The following is a 21213-nucleotide window of genomic DNA, read 5'->3' as shown; positions in this document are numbered from 1 at the left end:
GCGTCAGCCCTGCGCGAGGCACTTTTCGATGTGACCGACGACGGTGCCCACGTCGAGGGCGGTGATTTCGTCGATGTCGAGGTCCGAGACGAACGCGACGAAGTTCACCTTGTCGCCGTAGCGCTGCTGCAGTTTCTGCCCGAGCGCCACGAATTCGACGCTCTCGACGGCGAGGTCGTCGCTGAACGTCGTTTCCGGAGTGACCTCGATGTCGAGCAGGAACTCGTCGCCGATCACCTCGGTGAGCATCCGCACGACCTCGTCGAACACCGCACCGTGCTCACTCGTTGTTGCCATCATTGATGTATTCCTTCCTTGCACCACGCCACGACGTGGCGGCGCCCGCCGGTCTGCACCGGCCGAGCGTGACACTGCCAAATCTTCTCCCCCGCCGAAACCGCCACGGCAATGTCCGAGCCATCGACACTAGCCCGTGCCGCCAGCTGCGGGTCGCCGCCGAGCGCCTCCGAAATCGCCCGCGTCGCGGCCACGACGGCGGCCGCCGCCTCGTCACCGGCGACGGGCTCGATGCCGATCGCCACAAAGCCGGTGCCCACCAGCGCAACACCCAGGCCCGGGTCGCGTCCGCGGCACGCGGTGTTCGCGAAGGCGAGCGAGGTCTGCGGTGACAAACCCGCCGCTGCCACGGTCGCGCGGCCATCGTCGCCACGACCGACGGTCACCTCGCAGCAGAACACCGATGTTCGCCCGCTGTCCCAGAGTGTCTGGCGCACGGCGTCTTTGGCGGCGATCCGGCCGAGCAGCCACTGGCGCTGATGCATCGGGTCCAGCCGCTCGTACTCCGCCCGTTCGGTGGCGTTCATGAAGCTTCGCATAGTGATCTCGCGGGTGCGGGTGTCGGCCCAGAACTCCTGCACCAGGCACCATCCGCCGTCCTGGACGTCGGCCAGCCCCGCAGCGTCCGGCCGCAACTGCATCTGCCAGGTGCGATCGTTGCCGCCGATCCGGATGTTCGTCCAGCCTTCCACTCGGGCGAACACCGCCCCGGAAGCCTCCACCAACTCGCTGTCCGAACGCATGGTGGCCGGCCCGATCTCGCGAATCCACGCCGTCTGCCGCAACAGTGCCCCGGCGGCTGGCATCGGCCCGTACAACCGGATCGCGTCGATGCTCGACGGAAACACCATCCGGTCCTCAGCCAGGGACTGCTGCGCCCAGTGCCCGATCACCTGACCGACCGCGTCGAAGAGCGTCCCGCGCGTCGGCAAATTGCGCAGCACCGCGCGTACTCCGCGATCGGCGTCGGCGGTGAGTTCGGCGATTCCGGCGAAGCGCGAGCCGTGGAACATGTGCCGGCGCTCGTACAGTTGGGCGGCCGTGACCGTGGGCGGGCGCTCACCGGCCAATGGTTCTGTGCTCGGTGCGGGTGCGGACGGGTAGGCATCGGCGAACAGCACCGTGCCGGTGGCGTGGCCTTCGATGGTGACCTCGACGCTTGTCTCGCCGTTGCGCTCGCCGGCGGCGATTTCGGCGCGGATCGTCACCGTTGTCGCCGGCGCTGCCGCGAGCCAGCGCAGTGCCCGCACCTTGGTCCACCCGATCAGCTTCGCGCCCGGCGCCAACCGCGCAGCGGCTTGCGCCATCAGTTCGAGCATGCTGGTCATCGGCACCACCGGGAAGCGGTCGGTAGCGTCGGGCCAGCCCGGTGGCGTGCCGATGATGGAGTGGTCGAGCAGTTCCGGCATTGTCTGCAGCGACACCACCTCGGTGCAGGTCAGCGCCCGCGGCGCGGTCGCAACCGGGCGGGGTTCGCGCGCACGCCAGGCGGCGAGGATTTCGCGCGAGCCCGCGCTGACGTCAGCTACCAAGGCGTCGAGTTCGGCCAGGATCGGGTCCGAGTGGCCGACTGCGTCCGGCACGGACGCGAGCGTGACCGGCGGGACGGTGCCGTCGAGTCGGACCAGCGGGCTGCCCAGGTCGAGGCGCATGCCCGGCGACCTCGGCGAGCCTTCCCGATGTTCGCCAGGTAAGCGGTCCAACCGGGGCCGCAGCCCGGCCGCCCACAGCGCTGCGCCGACCCGACGCAACTGGTCGAGTGCGCCGCGTCCGGGTGCGTTGGACGCCACCGTGAGGTGCTCGCGCCCGCGCAGCGTGTCCTCGACGAACCCCGGCAGGCTCCCCGGGCCGACCTGCACGAACACTCGAATTCCGGTGTCGTGCATGCGCTCGATCATCGGACGGAACCGGACCCGTTCGATCAGGTGCCGCAGCACCAACTCGCGCACCTCATCCGGATCGGCGGGGAACGGGGCGACCGTGGTCGCCGACCATACCGGCAGCCGTGCCGGCCGCGGCGGCAGGTGATCGAGCCCCTTGTGCGCGGCGGACAGGTGCGACTCGAGCATGGGGGAATGAAATCCGGAGCGAATCGGCACCACCTGGGCGAGCACCCCGCGGTCGAGGAGTCGGGCGATCGCCGCGTCGATGCGCTCGGGGTGGCCGCAGATCACCGACTGGTGCGGGCAGTTGTCGTGCGTGACCACGACACCGTCCGGGCCGAGCAGATCGCCCAGCGCCGACGCCGCATCATCGGCCGAGCAACCCGCTGCCGCATAAATCAGGTCGGGAACCTGCCCGCCTTCCAGGGCCGTCATGAATTCGTCGGCGTCGGCGGCGCTGAACATTCCGCCCTCCAGCATGGCCGTCCACTCGCCGAGGCTGTGTCCGGCCAACGCGCCCGGACGGATACCTAGCTGCGCGAGCGCCGCGGCCTCACAGCGACTCACGCGCAGCAGATTGATGGCGTGGTCGACGAAGTGGTCACCCGTGCGCCACTCGATCGGCTCCAGCCCGAAATGCGCAGTCAACTCGGCACTCGGCCGCCCGACCGGCTCGGGTTCGAGCCCGGGAAACACGAACGCCACCTGATCGGGACGTGTGGCCAACGGCTGTGGCGCGAAATAGATGTCGTTGCGGCCGTACCAAGGTTTGCCGCGCGCAACGACTTTGCGCGCCAAGGCGAGCCGGCGAGCGTCGGGAGCGATGACGGCCAACCGGACGGTTCCGGCGCCGGGCGTGCCGCCGGCCGCGTCGATCAGGCGCGCGTCCTCGACGTCGAGCTGACGGGCGAGCTCGTCCGGCGTGGCGGCGGCGAGCAGCAGGATCTTCTCCGCCGGGTCTGGCGTCGCATAGCCGACACTCGCGGCGGCGCCGGGTGGCTGCTCGATGATCACGTGGGCATTGATTCCGCCGAAACCGAAGGCGTCCACGGCCGCCCGCCGGATTGGGCTGTCCCACGGCTGAGCGTCGGTCAACGGGTAGAACCGCGAGTCGGCGAAGCCTGGATGCGGATCGTCGCAGTGCAGAGTGGGCGGCAAGACGGCGTGGTGCACAGCGAGCGCCGCCTTGATCAGCCCGGCGATCCCCGCAGCGGGCATGGTGTGCCCGATCATCGACTTCACCGATCCCAAGCCGATGGTCGGCTGGCCGCCACCGAAAACCTCGGTAAGCGTTGCCAATTCGGCTTGATCACCCGCCGGGGTGGCGGTGCCGTGCGCCTCGAGCAGGCCGAGCGCGCCGTCGGCGGTGGGGTCGAGCCCGGCGGCCTGCCACGCCCGCGTCAAGGCCAGCACCTGCCCCTGCATGCGCGGCGCCATCAGGGTCGATGCCCGGCCATCGCTCGACACACCGCTGCCCCGGATCACCGCATACACCCGGTCACCGTCGCGCTCAGCGTCGGCGAGTCGCTTGAGTGCCACCATGCCCGTGCCTTCACCGATGAGCAGGCCGTCGGCACCGCGATGGAAGGGGCGAATCTGCTCGCTGCGGCTGAGCGCACCGAGCTGCGTGAACACCGACCAGAAGGTGATGTCGTGGGTGTGGTGGACACCCCCGGCCAGCACCAGATCGCAACGGCCGCTGGTGAGTTCGCCGATCGCCTGATCGACGGCCACCAGCGACGACGCGCACGCGGCATCGATCGTGTAGGCCGGACCCTGCAGGTCCAGACGGTTTGCGATGCGGGAGGCGGCCAGGTTCGGCACCAAACCGATTGCGGCCTCCGGACGCTCGGGGCCGAGCTTGTCCTGGAATGCCTGCCGGACGCGGTCGAGTTCGTCGGCGCCGAGGCCCGGCACGAGCTCGCGCAACGTGGCCACCAACTGGTGTGCCGTGCGCACCCGCTGATCGAGCCGGACGCCGGCCGGCGACAAATAGCCGCCGCGGCCGAGAATCACCCCGACGCGGCTGCGGTCGGTCAACCGGTCGGCGCCGCCGGCGTCCGCAATCGTCTCGGCCGCCACCCGCAGCGCGAGCATCTGGTCCGGCTCACCGCCTGCCGCGGCCACCGGCATGATGCCGAATCCGGCCGCGTCGAAAGTGGCCAAGTCATCGATGAAACCACCGCGGCGGCAATACAACCGGTCGCTCGCCGGCGGAAGTTCCGGACGGTAGTAGGAAGGGTCCCAGCGGTTGGCGGGTGCCGCACTGATCGCGTCGACGCCGTCGACAATGTTGCGCCAATAGGCGGCCGCGTCGGCGGCGCCGGGAAACACCGCACCGACGCCGACGATGGCGATCGCACCGCTGCCGGCCCGGCGATCGTCAGCCACCAAGCCCGCCCGCACCCTTCGTGGCGACCTCGGCGTCGGTTGCCGGGTGACCGGCAAACACGTCCGGCGATCCCACGGCGTACACGACCTGAGAATCGCTGCTGGGCCCATGCGCAAGTTCACGCAACAACGCAGCGACACCGTCGTCGTGGCTGATCACTCCGACCCCGCGGCGGGCGTATTCGCGCATCAACTCCTCGGAGACCATCCCGCCTTCGGCTGGCGCCCACGGCCCCCAGTCCACCGAAACCACCCTGCCCGGCAGCTGGGTCGACCAGCGGCGGGCCAGACAGTCCAGGGCGTCGTTGGCGGCGGAGTAGTCGACCTGACCGCGGTTTCCATAAACCCCGGACACGCTGCCGAACAGCACCAGGAACTCGAGGTCGTTGCGGACCACTGCAGTCAGTGCCCGGGCGCCGTCGACCTTGGTGGCGAATACCCGCTCGAAGGACTCCTGGGTCTTGTCCACGAGCAGACGGTCTTCGAGCAGGCCAGCACCGTGGACGACACCGTCGAGCCGGCCGTGCCGCGAGTAGATGCCTTCCACCACGGCAGCCACCGCGTCGGCGTCGCGGACGTCGATCGCGTGATAGTGCACCGAGGCAGCGGCAGCGTCGAGTTCGGTCAGGGTGCGGCGCACTTCACGCTCGGCAAGGAGCCGGGCAACAGCCGCCTCAACCTCGGCCGGCACCCGAACACCCTGCTCGATCACTGCCCGGCGCAGCGCCATTCGGTCCTCGGCATGGGCTGTCGCCGCGGATTCCGGCTCTCGGGGCGCGACCGTGCGCCCGATCAGCTCGATGTGGCACCCGGTGGCTTTGGCCAACCCAACCGCCACCTTGGCGGTGATCCCGCGGGCCCCGCCGGTCAGCAGCACCACTGACGATGGACCCAACGGCAGCGCGCCGGCAACCGAGTCGGCGCTCGCCTCCGGAAGCGGTGCGGCAACCACCTGCAGGCACGCCCGTTGTGCGCCGCGGTACCCGACCGACACGCCCGGCAGCGGCTCGGCATCAACAGCTTCGGCGAACAGAGCTGCGGCCAGCGCGGCGGCCGGTTCGTTCGGATCGAGGTCGACAGCGCGCACCACCAGCTGCGGGTACTCCGCGGCGACGGTTCGGGCCAGGCCGTGCAGACCGACCGACCGGTCGGTCGCGCTGGGCTGTTCGATGCCGAACCGGCCACCGAGACCGGTGGCAATGACCAGCCGCCGCGCCCCGCCGAGGACCGCGTCGCGCAGCTGCCCGAAGGCACCCGGCAGCGAAGTATCGGAACCGGCCGCGTCCGCGTACACGACGATGTCCAGCGCACCGTCCGGCAACGCACCGGCGGGCACGCAGCGCACCTGACCGCCGCAATGCTCGACCAGGCTGGTCAGCTCGGCGCCGAGTTCGGTGCCTGCCCCGACCACAACTATGTCGCGCCCGGTCAGCGGCGCCGATCCGTTGACGCGCGGCGTCGGCACACTCGGCAGCTCGCGCAACTCGACGACATAGCGCTCGCATCCCGCCGACTCGGGGGCGGCTTCAGCCTGCTGCCCGTCCCCTGCACCCGAGCGGGTCACCAGCCAGTCCACGGTGGCCTGCAGCGTCTTCAGCCGGGCCAACTCCTCGACCGCCGACTCGTCCACGTCCGCGGTGCCGCCCAGGTCGATCCGCTCGCGCAACGCCCCGAAGATCTCGATGCGCTTGATCGAGTCGATGCTCAGGTCGGCCTCGAGATCGAGGTCGGCTTCGAGCATGTCGACCGGGTAGCCGGTGCGCTCGCTGACCACCGCGCGCAGGGTGGCCAGCGCCGATTCCGGCGTCAGCGTCGCCGCCACCGTCGCTTCGGCCCGCGCCGCACTCGGTGCTGGTGGCGCGACCATGTCGTGAACCGGCAACAGCGGGGCGCTGTCCACGACGACGGGCGCCGCGACCGGCTGGTAACCGGCCGGAGCCGGGGCGCCGAGATAGCCGAGCATGACGTCGCGCTGTGCGGCCATCATTTCCCGCGTCGAGCGCAGGAATTCCAGCACTATCGCGTCGCGGCTCGGCTCCGGTGTGCCGCGGTGAGTCCCTTGCAGCGTCGTCATGGACTGCACCTCCAGTTCGGTGGCGGGTTGGAATGCACCCGGCAGATACTCGCCATCTGCCGTGCGGGTGAGGAAGCCGTTCACCAACCATCCGGGCCGGCGGGGCAGCGTCGATTCGTCGACTCGGACGGCGTCGCGGCCACGGAACAGCGGTGCGGTGTCGACCGCAACGCCGGCGGCGGCCAGTTCGGCCAGCGCGAGCAGCAGCCTGCGCAGCCCGGCTTCGCCCGGGGCATCGCAGGCGACAACAGTATGCGGTTTGTCGGCCAGGATCTTGCCGACGAGCTGGGTCAGGACGCGTCCCGGACCAGCCTCGACGAACACGCGAATGCCCGCGGCGTACATCGCCTCGACCTGTTCGACGAACCGCACCGGCTCAGCCACCTGTCGCGCCAGCAGCGATTGGACAGCACCATCCGTGTCTGGGTACGGCTCGGCCGTGGTGTTCGACCACACCGGCAGCGTCGGCGCGCCGAGCCGGCCATCGACGGCCGACGCGAGAGTCTGCGCGGCGCCGGCCACCACCGGACTGTGGAATGCGCACGCAACGGGGATCCGCTTGGCGTACAGGCCGCGCTCGCCACACGCCGCGACAGCAGCCTCGATCGCGCTGGTGGGACCGGAAACGACGGTCTGCCTGGGCCCGTTGTGATTGGCGATGACCACTTCCGCGCAGCCGGGTGACGCGTCGAGCAGCGCGACGACGTCGTCGGACCCGGCGCTCACCGCCGCCATCGCGCCGGGGTCCTCGCCGGCGGCGGCAACGATGGCCGCACCGCGGACCCGGCTGATGTCGAGCAGCGTCTCCGGCGACATTCCCCCGGCGACGCACAGCGCCACCAACTCCCCGTAACTGTGTCCAGCGACCGCGTCGGGTTGCACACCCAACGTGGTCAGCAGTTGGTGCATCGCGAGCCCGGCCACGCCGAGCGCGGGTTGGGCCACCCGGGTGTCGGTCAGCGCCTCGCGCTGACGCGCGACGTCCGCCGGGCTGAACACCGCGGCCGGGAACATGACGTCGTACCAGTCGGCACCGAGAGTCAGGTATTGCCGCAGGCGCGGGAACGCGATGAACAGGTCGGCGAGCATGCCAACTCGCTGCGAGCCCTGCCCGGGGAACAGGAACGCCACCTTTGTGCCGGAATTCCGATCGGCGTCGGCGACGAAAACGCCCGCCTGTGGCGCGGCGGCGAATTCGCGCGCGCGGTCGAGCTGTCCGGCCAGTTCATCGAGATCGGAGGGGACCACGGCGACCTGAACCGGCCGGTCCGCGCCCGGCTGCTCCGCGACCGTACGAGCCAGGTCACGCAGTCGCCAGGGCCGACCGGCACGCTCGTTCGCGGTCAGCAGTTCGGCGAGGCGCGCCATCTGGCGGGCGGCTTCGTCGCGGTCGGAGCCACGGAAGCAAAACAGCTCTGCGGGCCAGGTGTCGAGTCCGTGGTTCGGCTCCGCAGCGCCGCCATACCCGGCCAGTACGGCGTGAAAGTTGGTGCCGCCAAAGCCGAAAGAGCTCACACCGGCGAATCGTTGCGCGGCCGGAGCCAGCCAGGGCCGGGCCGCGGTGTCGAAGTAGAAAGGGCTTTGCTGCGGGGACCAGTAGTCGTTCGGCGAGACCAGGTGTCCCGTCGGCGGGCGCACACCCGAATGCAACGCCCGCGCTGTCTTGATCAGGCTGGCTACGCCGGCCGCGCACTTGGCATGCCCGATCTGGGACTTGACCGATCCCAATGCGCAGGACCCGGCTTCGGCTCCGGCTTCGCTGAATACCTCGGTCAGCGCGGCCAATTCGGTTCGGTCACCCACCACCGTGCCGGTGCCATGTGCTTCGACCAAACCCAGCTGTGCGGGCGACAGGCCCGACATCAGGTAGGCGCGTTCCATCGCGCGCCGCTGACCGTCCGCACGGGGCGCGGTCAGTCCGAGCGAACGCCCATCGCTGGACCCGGCGATGCCTTTGACGACGGCGTAGATCCGGTCGCCGTCGCGCTCGGCGTCGGCGAGGCGTTTGAGGACGAGACAACCCACGCCCTCACCGATCGCGATGCCGTCCGCAGACGAGTCGAAGGTGCGGCAGCGGCCGGACGCCGAGAGCGCTCCGACTGAGGAGAACAGCAGATAGTCCGAGACGCTGTTATGGGTGTCGGCACCTCCACACAGCACCATGTCTGCGGTGCCGGACTGCAGTTCCTTGCAGGCGTTGTCGAGTGCCGCCAGTGACGACGCGCACGCCGCGTCGACCGTGTAGTTCGCGCCGCCGAGATCGAGCCGGTTCGCGATTCGCCCGGCGATGACGTTGCCGAGCACGCCGGGAAACGAGTCTTCGGTCAGCCGGGGCAGGTGCGCATCGAGTTCGGCGGGCAGATCGCCGAAGTACGTGGGAAACATCGTGCGGAAGCCGTAGGCCGTGCTGAGGTCGGTGCCCGGCTCGGTGCCGAAAACCACCGCCACCCGGTCCCGGTCGAAGCGACGCGCCGGGCGACCCGTCGTGTTGGGCCCGGGAACCTCGTACCCCGCGTCGCGCAGCGCCCGCGCGGCGACCTCGAGCGCCAGCAGCTGCACCGGTTCGATCGCGGCCAGGGACGCCGGCGGGATGCCATAGGCGAGGGCGTCGAACGGAACGTCGGGGAGAAACCCGCCCCACTTGGACGGCGTCTTCTCGCCACCGGAATGGCCGGTGGCCGCCGGGTCGTAATAGATCGCCGGATCCCAGCGCTGCACGGGGACCTCGGTGACGGCGTCGACGCCCGCGAGGACGTTGAACCAGAATTCCGCGGCATCGGTGGCGCCCGGGAAGATCCCGGCCATCCCGACGATGGCGATGTCGACGGGCTTCGGCTCGGGCTTCGGCGCGGATGCGGTGTAGCCGAGCTCGTGGGCACGGCCGCGCAGGTATTCGGTCGCGCCGCCGCTGACGCCCTCGTGAATCGCTGCGACGGTGGTGAGTTCGGAACGCATGGTTGCGATGTCACCGATCATCACCATGCCGTCGGTGCGCTGGACGTCGTCGTCGACCGCGAGAATCTCCTCGCCGCGGCGACGCAATCCCTTGCTGGCGATGCGCAAGCGCCCGAGGTTGAGCTGCTCGAGTTCAGCCCACATCTGTTGGCGACCGACACCCTCGTCGATCAAGCGTTGCTTGGTGTGCAGGAACGTCCGGACATAGGTGGTGTCCGCGCACCGGGTGGAGTGCCCGGGTGAGGTCTCCAGCAGCACGGTGGCATCGCAGTCGAGCGCGGCCTGTTGAAAGGTCGGCTTGATGGCGCCCGCGGCCACCGCTTCCTCGGTGAACAAATATGCGGTGCCCATGAGCAGACCGACGCCGGCGCCGCGCGACACCAGCGGCGCGGCCAGCGCGGCGACCATTGCCGCCGACCGCGAGTCGTGCACGCCGCCGGCGAACAGCACTTCGAGTTCACCGAAGAATTCGGCCCCGGCGCGCTCGCCGAACTCGAGCAGAGTGGCGACTTGGGCTTCCCACAAGGCAAAGCTGCTGCGCGGCCCCACGTGTCCGCCGCACTCGCGGCCCTCGAACACGAACCGCCGAGACCCATGCGCCAAGAACTGCGCGAGCAACCCCGGCGAGGGGACGTGCAGGAAGCTCGGAATCCCGGCCGCCTCCAGCTCGGCCGCCTGCGACGGGCGACCGCCCGCGATCAGCACGCACGGTGGGCGCACTTCCAGCACCGCTGCCAGCTGCTCCTGACGCAGCTCGGCCGGAACGAATCCGAGGATTCCGGCACCCCACGGTTTGTCACCAAGCAGGTCCGAGGTCTCCTGCAGCAGTGTTCGGGCGCGGTCCCCGGACAGCAGCGAAAGCGCCAAAAAAGGCAATCCGCCAGCGGCCGCGACCGCTTCGGCGAACCCTGCTTTGTCGCTCACGTGGGTCATCGGTCCCTGGGCGACCGGAAGGGCGAGCTTGTGCGTCGCGGCGAAGCTGGACTCGGGTCCGAGCGCGGACGCTTGCGCCGCCGCAGCGATGTCGTCTCGGATGGCCCGCTCAATCGCCTGCACGACGCCGCCGGCGGTCACGTACCGGTCGGCCAGCCGCGCCGCAAAGCCGCCCTCCTGCCCGATCGGCAGCAGCTGAGACTGCAGGTCGCGTGCGCCGAGCCGGGCGCGGACCGTGTCCGGCTCGAGGTCGGTGTCCGCGTTGGCAAGCTGTGCAACCGGTAGATCCGGACGCAGGTACACCCGGTGGGAACCGAGGACCACGGTCTCGCTGCCGTCCATCGAGCGGATCGCGGCGGCAACGGTGTCGGTCAGTTCCATCTCCGATACCAGCGCCAACTGGGCGTCGAGCACCACGCCCGCGGCACCGCCAGCGACGGCGGCAGGGGCGGTGTGCATGCCGATGCCGCCAGCCGCCCACACCGGCAGTTCGACTCGCGCGGCCAATTGCTGCAGCAGCACGAACGTGGTGCTTTCGCCGACCAGCCCACCGGCCTCGCTGCCCTTGGCGATCAGCCCGTCCACGCCGGCCTCGGCCGCGGCCACGGCCTCGGTGACCGAGCGAACCTCGACGAGCACACGACGGGCGCCCGCCCCGTCCCATTCGGCAGCGTCGGCCAGCGCGGACAGCACGACGGTGTCGATCTGCTCCGGGAGGTCGGCAGGTGTCAGCGGGCAACTATCTGGCACACGGACGGCGAAGGCGCCGCTCCACCATGCGCAGGCGTCGCCGAGCGCCGCGAGCGCCGCCGTCTTGTCCCGGCCGAGATCCAACACGCCCAGTCCACCCGCGCGACACACCGCGACTGTCAGCCTTGCGTTCGGCTGTTCGAAGGGGCTGACGCCGATGACCAGACTGCCGCCTCGCCAGGAACGCTTCATGCGAACGATCTCCAAACACCCGGTCTACCGCTCGCAGCAAACCCACGGACAACAGGCCAGTCGAATCAAGAGTGAATGCGGACCCGAGAGCCCAGGAGCACTATACATGCGAAAACTATGCTCTAAATTCTCGTGACGCGATCAATTTAGTTAGCTACGGGATAACTGAGATCACTGCTCGGGATGTGTCGTCGGCTAGGTCCGTCTCGACGCACATCATGCCCCGAACACCCGCTCTACCACGGCTTTGGCGCGCCGTGTCACGCGCAAATAGTTATCAAGGAACTCCCCGGCGTCGCCCCGGCGGGTCGCGGCAGCGGCGGTATGCAGGCCGGTGCCCGGACTGCGCCACCCGGCGACCCAGGCGACAGCCGACAGCACGCGGCCGGGACCGGGCAACTGGTCGGTGGCCTTACCGCGGACCAGGACCAGCGCGTTGCGGGCTCGCGTTGCGGTGATCCACGCGTCGCGCAGCAATGCGACATCTTCTTCGGACAGCAACTCGGCCGCCCCGATCGCGTCGAGCGTCTCCAGCGTGGACGTGTTGTGCAGCGTCGGGACGGCATGCGCGTGCTGAAGTTGCAGCAGTTGGACTGTCCATTCAATGTCCGCCAGGCCGCCTCGGCCGAGCTTGGTGTGCGTGGCCGGATCGGCGCCGCGGGGCAACCGCTCGGAATCGATCCGGGCCTTGATGCGGCGGATCTCGCGGACGGCGTCCTGCGACACCCCGCCCTCGGGGTAGCGAACCTTGTCGATGACGTGCAGGAACCGCAAGCCGAGATCCTCATCGCCCGCGATGGTGTGGGCGCGCAGCAGGGCCTGCACCTCCCAGGCGTGCGCCCACTGCGCGTAGTAGGCCTCGTACGACGCCAGCGTGCGCACGAGCGGACCGTTACGGCCTTCCGGGCGCAACCCCGCATCGACCTGCAAGGGCGGGTCGGTGCTGGGCGCGCCGAGCAGTTTCTGCACCCGCTCGGCCACGCCGACGGCCCACTTCACGGCCTTGGTTTCATCCGTGCCGGGCTTGGGATCGCACACGAACAGCACGTCGGCGTCCGATCCGTAGCCGAGTTCGTGACCGCCGAGTCGGCCCATGCCGATCACCGCGAACGCCGCCGGCGCTGGCTCGCCCGTTTCGGCTTCGGTCGCCCGAATCACCGCCTGCAACGCCGAGTTGAGCACGGCCGCCCACACCGACGACAGCGCGTGGCACACCTGTTGCACGTCGAGCAAGCTCAAGATGTCGGCCGATGCGACCCGGGCGAGCTCGTGGCGGCGCAGGGATCGGGCCGCGGCGACCGCGCGTTTCGGGTCGTCGTAGCGGGCTGAGGAGGACACGATTCCGCGGGCCACCTCGTCCGGATCGACCGAGAGCAGCAGTGGACCATTCGGGCCATCGGCGTACAGCCGGATCACTTCCGGCGCCTTCATCAGCAAATCCGGCAGATAGGCCGAGGCGCCGAGCACCATCATGAGGCGCTGCGCGATCGCCCCCTCGTCGCGCAGCTCACGCAGGAACCAGGTTTGGTCGTTGAGAGCTTCCGACACCCGCCGGTAGGCCAGCAGACCGGCATCCGGATCCGGTGTCTCGCCGAGCCACTCCAACAGCGTCGGCAGCAACAACGCCTGAATCCGGCCCTTGCGGGAGGCACCTTGGGTCAACGCGCGCAGGTGCCCCAACGCGTTTTCGGGAGCCAGGTAGCCGAGCGCGGCGAGTTGACGGACGGCGGCGTCGGTGCTCAACCGCAGCGCGTCCTTGTCGAACCGGGCCACCGACTCGAGCAGCGGCCGGTAGAAAAGCTTTGCGTGCAGCCGCCGCACGCGGTGGGCGTTGCGTTTGATCTCCGCGTTGAGCACACCTAGCGCGTCGTTGCGGCCGTCGGGCCGCATGTGGGCCGCGCGCGCGAGCCAGCGCAGCGCCTCCTCGTCCGACGGCGGCGGCAGCGTGTGGGTGCGCTTGAGTTTCTGTAGCTGCAGGCGGTGTTCGAGCAGTCGCAGGAACTCGTAGGAGGCGGTGAGGTTGGCCGCGTCGTCGCGCCCGACGTAGCCACCCTCAGCCAGCGCCGCCAACGCTTCCACGGTGTTGGTCACGTGCAGGGAGTCGTCGGCCCGGCCGTGGACGAGCTGCAGGAGTTGCACCGCGAACTCGACGTCGCGCAGGCTGCCGCGGCCCAGCTTCAGCTCCCGGTCCTGCAGTTCGGCGGGAACCAATTCCTCGACCCGGCGGCGCATCTGCTGCACCTCGGACACGAAGTCTTCGCGTTCGGACGCGGTCCACACCATAGGCACCAGCGACTCGTAGTACTGCTTGCCCAGCTCGACGTCGCCCGTCATCGGCCGCGCCTTGAGCAGCGCCTGGAACTCCCACGTCTTGGCCCACCGCCGGTAGTAGGTCAGATGCGACTCGAGCGACCGAACCAGCTCGCCGCGTTTGCCTTCCGGCCGCAGCGCCGCATCCACCTCGAAGAAGGCTGCGCTGCCGACGCGCATCAGCTCGGAGGCCAACCGGCTGGCTACCACGTCGGCGGGCTCGGCAACGAAGACAACATCGACGTCGCTGACGTAATTGAGTTCGCGCGCACCGCATTTGCCCATCGCGATCACGGCCAGCCGGACCGGACACGGCGCCTCGCCGCAGACCGTCGCCACCGCGACGGCGAGTGCCGCGGTCAGTGCGGCATCGGCCATATCGGCCAGCTGCGCGCCGACGCGCAGGTACGGCAGCACCGGCTGATTCTCGACAGTCGCGGCCAGGTCGACGGCGGCGAGCAGCAGCAACTCGTCGCGGTAGGCCTTGCGCAGCGCCAGAATCGCTGCGGGACCGACCATTTTCGCCCGGTACAGCCCCGCGCTGGCGTTGGGTCCGGACTCGGGTTCGGCGTCGACCGCGGCCAGCAGCGTGTCGATCAATTCCTGCCGCGTCGGCAGCGACGGCCGTTGCAAGACCCGCCACGATTGCGGGTCCGTGCGCAGGTGATCACCCAGCGCGATCGAGGATCCGAGCACCGAAAACAGCCGCCCGCGCACGGCCTTGTCTGTGCGCAGCACGTCTTCGAGTTCCGCCCATCCCGATGGCCCGAGTTCGGTGCGCAGCGTGATGAGGGTGCGCAGCGCCAAGTCGGCGTCAGGCGCGCGCGAGAGCGACCACAGCAGTTCGACGCTTTCGGGGTTGTCCCACTCCAACTCGTGCAGGTCCGCGCTGGCGGTCGGTTCGAGCAAGCCCAGGCGTCCCGCACTCGGCACCAGCGATCGGGCAGTCGGCGGGCGGATCATGACGCCAACCTACAGGCCCAAGTACTCCCGAAGCTCGAACGGCGTTACGTTGCTTCGGTATTCCTCCCATTCCCGCCGCTTGTTGCGCAGGAAGAAATCGAACACGTGCTCGCCCAGCGTCTCGGCCACCAACTCCGAGCGCTCCATCGCCTGCAACGCCTCGTGCAGGCTGCCCGGCAGTTCCCGATAACCCATTGCCCGACGTTCGGCGGCGGTCAGCGCCCAGACGTCGTCCTCGGCCTCGGGGGCCAGGGTGTAGCCCTTCTCGATGCCCCGCAACCCAGCGGCCAAGAGCACGGCGAATGTCAGGTACGGGTTGCAGGCCGAGTCGGGGCTGCGCACCTCGATGCGCCGTGACGAGGACTTGTTCGGGGTGTACATCGGCACCCGCACCAGGGCCGACCGGTTCGACCGGCCCCACGACGCCGCCGTCGGCGCCTCGCCGCCGTGGATCAACCGCTTGTACGAGTTCACCCACTGATTCGTGATGGCGCTGATTTCGGCCGCGTGCTCGAGAATGCCGGCGATGAACGCTTTGGCGGTCTCGGACAGCTGGATGGGGTCGTCCGGGTCGTGGAAGGCGTTGGTTTCGCCCTCGAACAGGCTCATGTGCGTGTGCATGGCCGAGCCCGGATACTGGCTGAACGGCTTGGGCATGAACGTAGCGCGCACGCCCTCGGCGATGGCGACTTCCTTGACCACGTACCGGAACGTCATGACGTTGTCGGCCATGGAAAGCGCGTCGGCGTAGCGCAGGTCGATCTCCTGCTGCCCCGGCGCACCCTCGTGATGGCTGAACTCCACCGAGATGCCCATCGACTCCAGCGCGTCGATGGCGTGCCGGCGGAAGTTCGGCGCCGAATCGTGCACCGCCTGGTCGAAGAATCCCCCGTTGTCGGCCGGCACCGGCGGAGTGCCGTCCAGTGGGCCGCTCTCGAGCAGGAAGAACTCGATCTCCGGATGCACGTAGCAACTGAAGCCGAGGTCGCCGGCTTTGTTCAGTTGACGACGCAGCACGTGCCGCGGGTCGGCCCAGGATGGCGACCCGTCGGGCATGGAAATGTCGCAGAACATCCGGGCGGAGTGCTGGTGGCCCTTGCTGGTCGCCCACGGCAGCACCTGGAAGGTCGATGGATCGGGACGGGCCACCATGTCCGCCTCCGAGACACGCGAGAAGCCCTCGATAGCCGAACCGTCGAAGCCGATACCTTCCTCGAAGGCCCCCTCGAGTTCGGCCGGAGCGATCGCCACAGATTTGAGGTAACCGAGGACGTCCGTGAACCACAACCGCACGAAGCGGATGTCGCGCTCTTCGAGGGTGCGAAGCACGAACTCTTTCTGGCGATCCATGACTGCGAGACTAGGCAGCTGGCGTTAAATCTGTGTTACATCGTGAAATCGGTCGCAGCGGCGTGTCTTGCCCGCGGGCGCCGCTCAGCACGTCAGCCCGGCCGGCGGCGGTGTCAGGTTGATCAGATAGTTGATCACCGCGTCATCGACACATTTGACGCCCGATGTCAGCGCGACGGTGTGCTGATCGCCGTGGTAGGTGATCAGGCTGGCGTGCAACTGCTGCGCCAGATCAACGCCGGCCTGATACGGCGTGGCCGGGTCGTTGGTCGTCGAGATCACCACCGTGGTCGGTAGGCCCGGCGCCGAATACTTGTGCGGCGTGCTGGTATTAGGCACCGGCCAGAACGCGCACATGTCCAGCGGCGCCTGCCCGGTGCCGCGGCCGTCGTCCTCGAACGGGGCGATCTTGCGAACCTCCACGTCCAGCTTCCCCATCACCGACCGGTCCATGATCCGCGGATCGTCCACGCACCGAATGGCGTTGAACGCGTCGTTCAGGTTCGAGTAGGTGCCGTCGTCGTTGCGCCCGTCGTAGGCGTCGGCAAGCTGCAGCAGCGTGTCCCCGCGGCCCTGTTTGAGTTCGTTGAGCCCGTCGGTGAGCATCGACCACAGATCCGGCGAGTACAGCGCCTGCTGCACTCCCGTCATCGCGTCCTGATAACTCAGTCCACGCGGATCGGTGGTCTGCGCGGGGTGGTCGATGAGCGGGTTGACCAGATCCCGAAATTGCTTGACCGCGTCGGACGGATCGGTGCCCAGCGGGCAGTTACGATGCTTGACGCAATCGCTCACGTAGGCCTCGAACACCTTTTGGAAACCCTGCGCCTGCAAGCGAATATCGGTGAGCGGGTCCTGATCCGGGTCCACGGCGCCGTCGAGCACCATGGCCCGCACCTTCGTCGGAAAAGTCTCCGCATACTCACCGCCGAGGCGGGTGCCGTAGGAGTACCCGACATAGTTGAGCTTGTCGTCACCGAGGACCGCCCGCATGACGTCCATGTCGCGCACCACCTCACGCGTGCCGACATGCTCGAGAAATTCATCGCCGGTGCGCTGCGCACACTTGGCGACGTAGTCCTTGTCCTCGGACTCGGTCTGGGCGATGCCGGCCGGGGACATGTCCACGTCGTTGTCCTTGCGCCGCTGATCGGCTTCTTTCGGTGTGACACAACGTATCTGCGGGGTGGAGGCGCCGACTCCCCGCGGATCGAAACCGACGATGTCGAATCGCTCGGCGAGTTCGGTGTTCTTTCCGACGGATGCCATCGACAGGCCCGAGCCGCCCGGGCCGCCAGGGTTCATCAGCAGCGAGCCGATCTTGTTGCCGCTCGCCGGCAGCCGCGAGACCGCGATCTCGGCCGTGTCACCGTTCGGCTTGGCGTAATCGACTGGGACCATAATTTTTCCGCATTGCAGGTCCGGGTCGAGGTGGCCGTCGATGGCCGCGTAGCTGTCGCAACTGCCCCAGGTCATTTTCTGGTTGTAGAACCTGGCCAGGCCGTCGGTGTCACCGCTCGGTGGCGCCGCAGACGTCGGCGACGGCGCGGATGGCGACGCCGGGGGCGCTGACGCGTTGGGCACCCCCTGGCCCGCCGTGGTCGTCGAGCACGCGGCCAACACGCATGTCGCACCGATACCGAACCCGACAATCAGCCGTTTGCGCCGCGTCATTCCACGATGCTGCCATGACATCCCAAGAGAATGCTGAACGTGAGCGATTCGAAAAACGAGCGGGTCGATCCACAGGCGTTTGCCGAATCGGTCGAGGCTCTCCTGCTTGGCGGTCCTCGCACGCTGACCCCGCTCGACCTGGCGCAGCGGGCGAACCTCCACCGGGAAGCCGGCCGGCGGCTGTGGCAATCGATGGGTTTCGCCAGTGTCGACGAGGAAGGCTACGACAACGAGATCTCCTTGACGGACTACGATCTCGTTGCCGCCCAACGCATTCAGCAGGCGATCGAGTCGGGCATCGCCACCTTCGAGGAGACGGTGTCGTTGTCGCGGCTGGCGGGGCAGATCTTCGCCCAGCTCGCCGAGAGCGAGGGCGAGGCGATGTATGCCCTCGCATTGCGGCAGCCCGGCGGTTTCACCGCGGCGGTCGAAACGCTCGGTAGCGAACTCCTACCGTTCATCGAGGAGCTGCACACCTACGTGTGGCGGCGCCAACTCGCAGCGTTCGTCGCCCGAAAAGCCATGCAGCTAGGCAAGCATCTGGACGCCGATCAGGGCGCGACCGTCGGTTTCGCCGACATCTCCGGATTCACCGCGCTCTCGCGGCGCACCGGGCAGGCCGAGCTGGCGGACCTGCTCGAGCTTTTCGAATCCGTCGCGACCGATGCCGTGGGCGCCCACGGCGGGCGCGTGGTGAAACTCATCGGCGACGCCGTGCTTTACACCGTCGCTGAGCCGGTCGCCGGTGTCGAGATTGCGGCTGAGCTACTCGAATCCTGGCCGGCGACACAACCACCGATCCGCGCCGGGGTGGCCACCGGCCCGATCCTGCGACGACTCGGCGATGTCTTCGGTCCGACCGTGAACATCGCCAGTCGACTCACGTCGGTCGGCAGACCGGGCGAAGTGCGGGTCGACGAAGCCACCGCTACGGCAGTCACAGCCGACCCGCGTTTTCACTTCGAGGCCCAGCCGCCACAAGACGTTCGCGGCTACGACCAGCTGCCGTCGTGGCGGCTGGTGCGGAACTAGAGCAGCGAGACAACCTTTTTCGCGGTCGCTTTGGCCGACTGCGGGTTCTGCCCCGTCACGAGGCGGCCGTCGACGACCACGTGCGGCGTGAAGGGCAGCAGTCCTTTTTCGTAGTGTGCCCCGCGCTTTTTCATCTCTTCCTCGGCGTTATAGGGCACCAGCTTGTCGACCTTGGCGAGTTCTTCCTCTTTCCAGGCGAACCCGGTGACCTTGCGACCGGCGACGAGCAGCGAGCCGTCGGAGAGCTTGGTGTTGAGCAGGCCGCAGTAGCCGTGGCACACCGAGGAGACGATGCCCCCGCGCTCGAAGATTTCCCGCGTGATCGACTGCAGCCCTTCACTATCCGGGAAATCCCACATCACGGCGTGGCCGCCGGTGAAGTAGATGGCGTCGAAGTCCGCGGCATCGATGTCTTCGGGCGCGGCCGTGTTCTCCAGCAGCGCCATGCGCGCATCGTCGGCGCGCCACGCCTTGGCCGTCTTGTCGTAGTTGGGGAACTTCAGCGACCGTGGCTCGAGCGGACACAGGCCACCCTTCGGGCTCACGATGCGCTGCTCATAACCCTGCTTCTCGAAGACGTGATAGGCGTGGGTCAGTTCCGACAGCCACAGTCCGGTGGGCTCGGCGGGGTCGTCGTAATGGGAAACGTTGGTTACTACATGCAGGATGCGCTTGGCCATCGGAGGCGTCCTCACTCGTGAAGTAGATGCCCAAGCGTAGAGGCGAATGTAAGCGCTGTCAACACCAGGTTGGTTCGCTATCGAGCCAGCGCCGCCGCGGTGACCGCCCGGATCCGGTCGGCGACCTCCTGGTCCGACGACGTGTCCAACTTGCCGTCGAGGTGCAGGAAGGCCAGTCCGTGCACCATGCTCCACAGCGCCGTGGCCATCGAGTCGGGATCCGACGTCGGCACCGCCTTCTTCACGATTCCTTGCAGGTAGTCGTGGATGGCGGCAACCGCCGCCACTCGATCGGGGTTGTCTTTGTCGCATTGCTCGGTGAACATCGCCCGAAACAGTCCCGGTTTGTCCAGTGCAAAGCGGACGTAGGCGATCGCGATATCGGCCAGATCGTCGGGGGTCGCCGGATCCGGACTCGCCGCCATCAGCGCGGCAGCAAGCTCCCGGTACCCCACCGCGGCGACCGCCGACAACAGCGCGCTGCGGTCGGGGAAGTGCCGGTACGGCGCGGCGGTCGATACGCCCGCACGCCGCGCCGCGGCCCGAAGCGACAGCGCTCCGGCCCCACCCTCCTCGAGGAGTTCGACGGCGGCGCGCACCAGTGCGGTCGGGAGATCGCCGTGGTGATACGTGGTTTTCGACGACATGGACCTCAACCTAACAAGTGTTTGCGCTGCTTACTTTACGCCAGACAGTGACATGCACGCAATCTCGGTGTTGACTGTGCTTACATCTATGGCTACGCTCTATGTAAGCAGCGTACACATAGGAAGTGTGCGGATTGAGCGAGGAGCATCGCCGATGACAACGATTCAGCAGGAGACGGTCGAGTACGAGTTGGGTGCGCGCAAGGTCGCCGTGCCGAAAGGTGGCCTCTACGACCAGTATCAGATGCAGACCCCGCTCGACGTCGTCGCCCGCGATCCGCGGGTCCCGGGCGTGGACTTCTTCCGGCGGCTGCCCAAGACCAAGGTCGACTCCCGGATCGGGCCCACGCTTACGCCGAATTTCTATTACCGCATCTCGACCGCCCGGCTGGTCATGCTCGCCCGTACCAGCGCGATCCGTGCGCGCCTGCCCAAAGAATTGGCGCCCCTGCAGGTCGCGCCGGGCGTCGGCGTGATTTCGGCGATGTTCTTCCGCTACGACGTGTGTGACATCGACTTCTACACCGAAGTGGGCATCGGGATCGCCGTCGAACCGGCACGGCATGGCGGATTGGGATTCGTCGACGTGCTCGCCGGGCTGAAGAACGAGCACATCCACTCCTACGTGTTGTCCCTACCGGTCAACACCGAAATCGCCCAGGTGCGTGGCCACGACGGCTACGGTTTCCCGAAGTGGGTCACCGACATCGACGTCGAGATCGATGCCAACCGCACCACTGCGCGGGTGGCCAACGATGCCGGCGGAACCGACATCTCGTTGTCGGTGCCCACCCCCGGTCAAAAGAAGCACCCGAGCGGCCAGCGGGTGTCGACGATGACCTCGTACACGACGATCGACGGTGCCTGGCACTCGACGACCAGTCAGATCAATGCGCTGTCGACTGGAACTGCGTTGTTACCGCGCAATCTCGACCTGCAGCTAGGGCAGGGCCGCGTCTCCGACGACCTGCGCTCGCTCAAACCGATCAAGACGATTCAGCTCGACGTCAACACCGAAGCCCAACTCGCCCTGCACATGCCGGTCCCGACCTCGGTCCGCAGCTAGGAACACGGTCCGCAGC

The 21213-nt window shown here is 68.2% G+C and carries 10 protein-coding genes; 2 read left to right on the top strand and 8 right to left on the bottom strand.

Annotated features, from left to right (window positions below; translation table 11 throughout):
• Positions 1-3: 3 nt before the first annotated feature.
• The 6 genes from FOS14_RS04995 to FOS14_RS04970 form a co-directional block, all read right to left on the bottom strand.
• Positions 4-300 carry a hypothetical protein gene (locus tag FOS14_RS04995; protein WP_221936661.1) on the bottom strand — a complete coding sequence of 99 codons (297 nt, stop codon included), beginning with the start codon at positions 298-300 and terminating at the stop codon, positions 4-6.
• On the bottom strand, positions 297-4571 hold the full coding sequence (locus FOS14_RS04990) for a beta-ketoacyl synthase N-terminal-like domain-containing protein (RefSeq protein WP_185981620.1): 4275 nt from the start codon (positions 4569-4571) through the stop codon (positions 297-299). The genes FOS14_RS04995 and FOS14_RS04990 overlap by 4 nt, the downstream gene beginning before the upstream one ends.
• The gene (locus FOS14_RS04985) at positions 4564-11475 is read right to left on the bottom strand and encodes a type I polyketide synthase (RefSeq protein WP_143769171.1); all 6912 of its coding nucleotides are present in this window, start codon (positions 11473-11475) and stop codon (positions 4564-4566) included. The genes FOS14_RS04990 and FOS14_RS04985 overlap by 8 nt, the downstream gene beginning before the upstream one ends.
• Before the next feature lie 216 nt (positions 11476-11691).
• A complete protein-coding gene (locus FOS14_RS04980; protein ID WP_143769170.1) occupies positions 11692-14748 on the bottom strand; it encodes a bifunctional [glutamine synthetase] adenylyltransferase/[glutamine synthetase]-adenylyl-L-tyrosine phosphorylase in 3057 nt (1018 codons plus the stop codon).
• Between the two features lie 9 nt (positions 14749-14757).
• Positions 14758-16098: a glutamine synthetase family protein gene (locus tag FOS14_RS04975; protein WP_143769169.1), complete on the bottom strand. Its 1341-nt coding sequence runs from the start codon at positions 16096-16098 to the stop codon at positions 14758-14760.
• An 84-nt stretch (positions 16099-16182) separates the two neighbouring features.
• Complete coding sequence (locus FOS14_RS04970) at positions 16183-17772, bottom strand: alpha/beta hydrolase (RefSeq protein WP_143769168.1); 1590 nt, start codon at positions 17770-17772, stop codon at positions 16183-16185.
• A gap of 30 nt (positions 17773-17802) precedes the next feature.
• Here FOS14_RS04970 and FOS14_RS04965 point away from each other — a divergent pair, with 30 nt between their 5' ends.
• Entirely contained in the window at positions 17803-18804 is a 1002-nt protein-coding gene (locus tag FOS14_RS04965) for an adenylate/guanylate cyclase domain-containing protein (RefSeq protein ID WP_143769167.1), read from the top strand.
• Here FOS14_RS04965 and FOS14_RS04960 read toward each other — a convergent pair.
• Both FOS14_RS04960 and FOS14_RS04955 read right to left on the bottom strand, forming a co-directional pair.
• A complete protein-coding gene (locus tag FOS14_RS04960) occupies positions 18801-19484 on the bottom strand; it encodes a type 1 glutamine amidotransferase domain-containing protein (protein ID WP_143769166.1) in 684 nt (227 codons plus the stop codon). The genes FOS14_RS04965 and FOS14_RS04960 overlap by 4 nt on opposite strands.
• Before the next feature lie 77 nt (positions 19485-19561).
• A complete protein-coding gene (locus FOS14_RS04955; protein ID WP_143769165.1) occupies positions 19562-20131 on the bottom strand; it encodes a TetR/AcrR family transcriptional regulator in 570 nt (189 codons plus the stop codon).
• A gap of 154 nt (positions 20132-20285) precedes the next feature.
• On the opposite strand from FOS14_RS04955, the gene FOS14_RS04950 reads away from it, so the two are divergent.
• Positions 20286-21197 (top strand): acetoacetate decarboxylase family protein, encoded by a 912-nt coding sequence (locus tag FOS14_RS04950; RefSeq protein WP_143769164.1) that lies wholly within the window; start codon positions 20286-20288, stop codon positions 21195-21197.
• Positions 21198-21213: the final 16 nt, after the last annotated feature.

This window comes from Skermania sp. ID1734 (assembly GCF_007489285.1).
Lineage (GTDB): Bacteria > Actinomycetota > Actinomycetes > Mycobacteriales > Mycobacteriaceae > ID1734.
Note: the sequence above shows the minus strand (reverse complement) of the source record. Positions and strands in the feature narration are given on the sequence as shown.

Bases quoted from the DNA above. Each gene is read 5' to 3' on its own strand.
- FOS14_RS04995 (WP_221936661.1), bottom strand. From the start codon at position 300: ATGATGGCAACAACGAGTGAGCACGGTGCGGTGTTCGACGAGGTCGTG.
- FOS14_RS04985 (WP_143769171.1), bottom strand. From the start codon at position 11,475: ATGAAGCGTTCCTGGCGAGGCGGCAGTCTGGTCATCGGCGTCAGCCCC.
- FOS14_RS04980 (WP_143769170.1), bottom strand. From the start codon at position 14,748: ATGATCCGCCCGCCGACTGCCCGATCGCTGGTGCCGAGTGCGGGACGC.
- FOS14_RS04975 (WP_143769169.1), bottom strand. From the start codon at position 16,098: ATGGATCGCCAGAAAGAGTTCGTGCTTCGCACCCTCGAAGAGCGCGAC.
- FOS14_RS04970 (WP_143769168.1), bottom strand. From the start codon at position 17,772: ATGACGCGGCGCAAACGGCTGATTGTCGGGTTCGGTATCGGTGCGACA.
- FOS14_RS04965 (WP_143769167.1), top strand. From the start codon at position 17,803: ATGCTGAACGTGAGCGATTCGAAAAACGAGCGGGTCGATCCACAGGCG.
- FOS14_RS04960 (WP_143769166.1), bottom strand. From the start codon at position 19,484: ATGGCCAAGCGCATCCTGCATGTAGTAACCAACGTTTCCCATTACGAC.
- FOS14_RS04955 (WP_143769165.1), bottom strand. From the start codon at position 20,131: ATGTCGTCGAAAACCACGTATCACCACGGCGATCTCCCGACCGCACTG.
- FOS14_RS04950 (WP_143769164.1), top strand. From the start codon at position 20,286: ATGACAACGATTCAGCAGGAGACGGTCGAGTACGAGTTGGGTGCGCGC.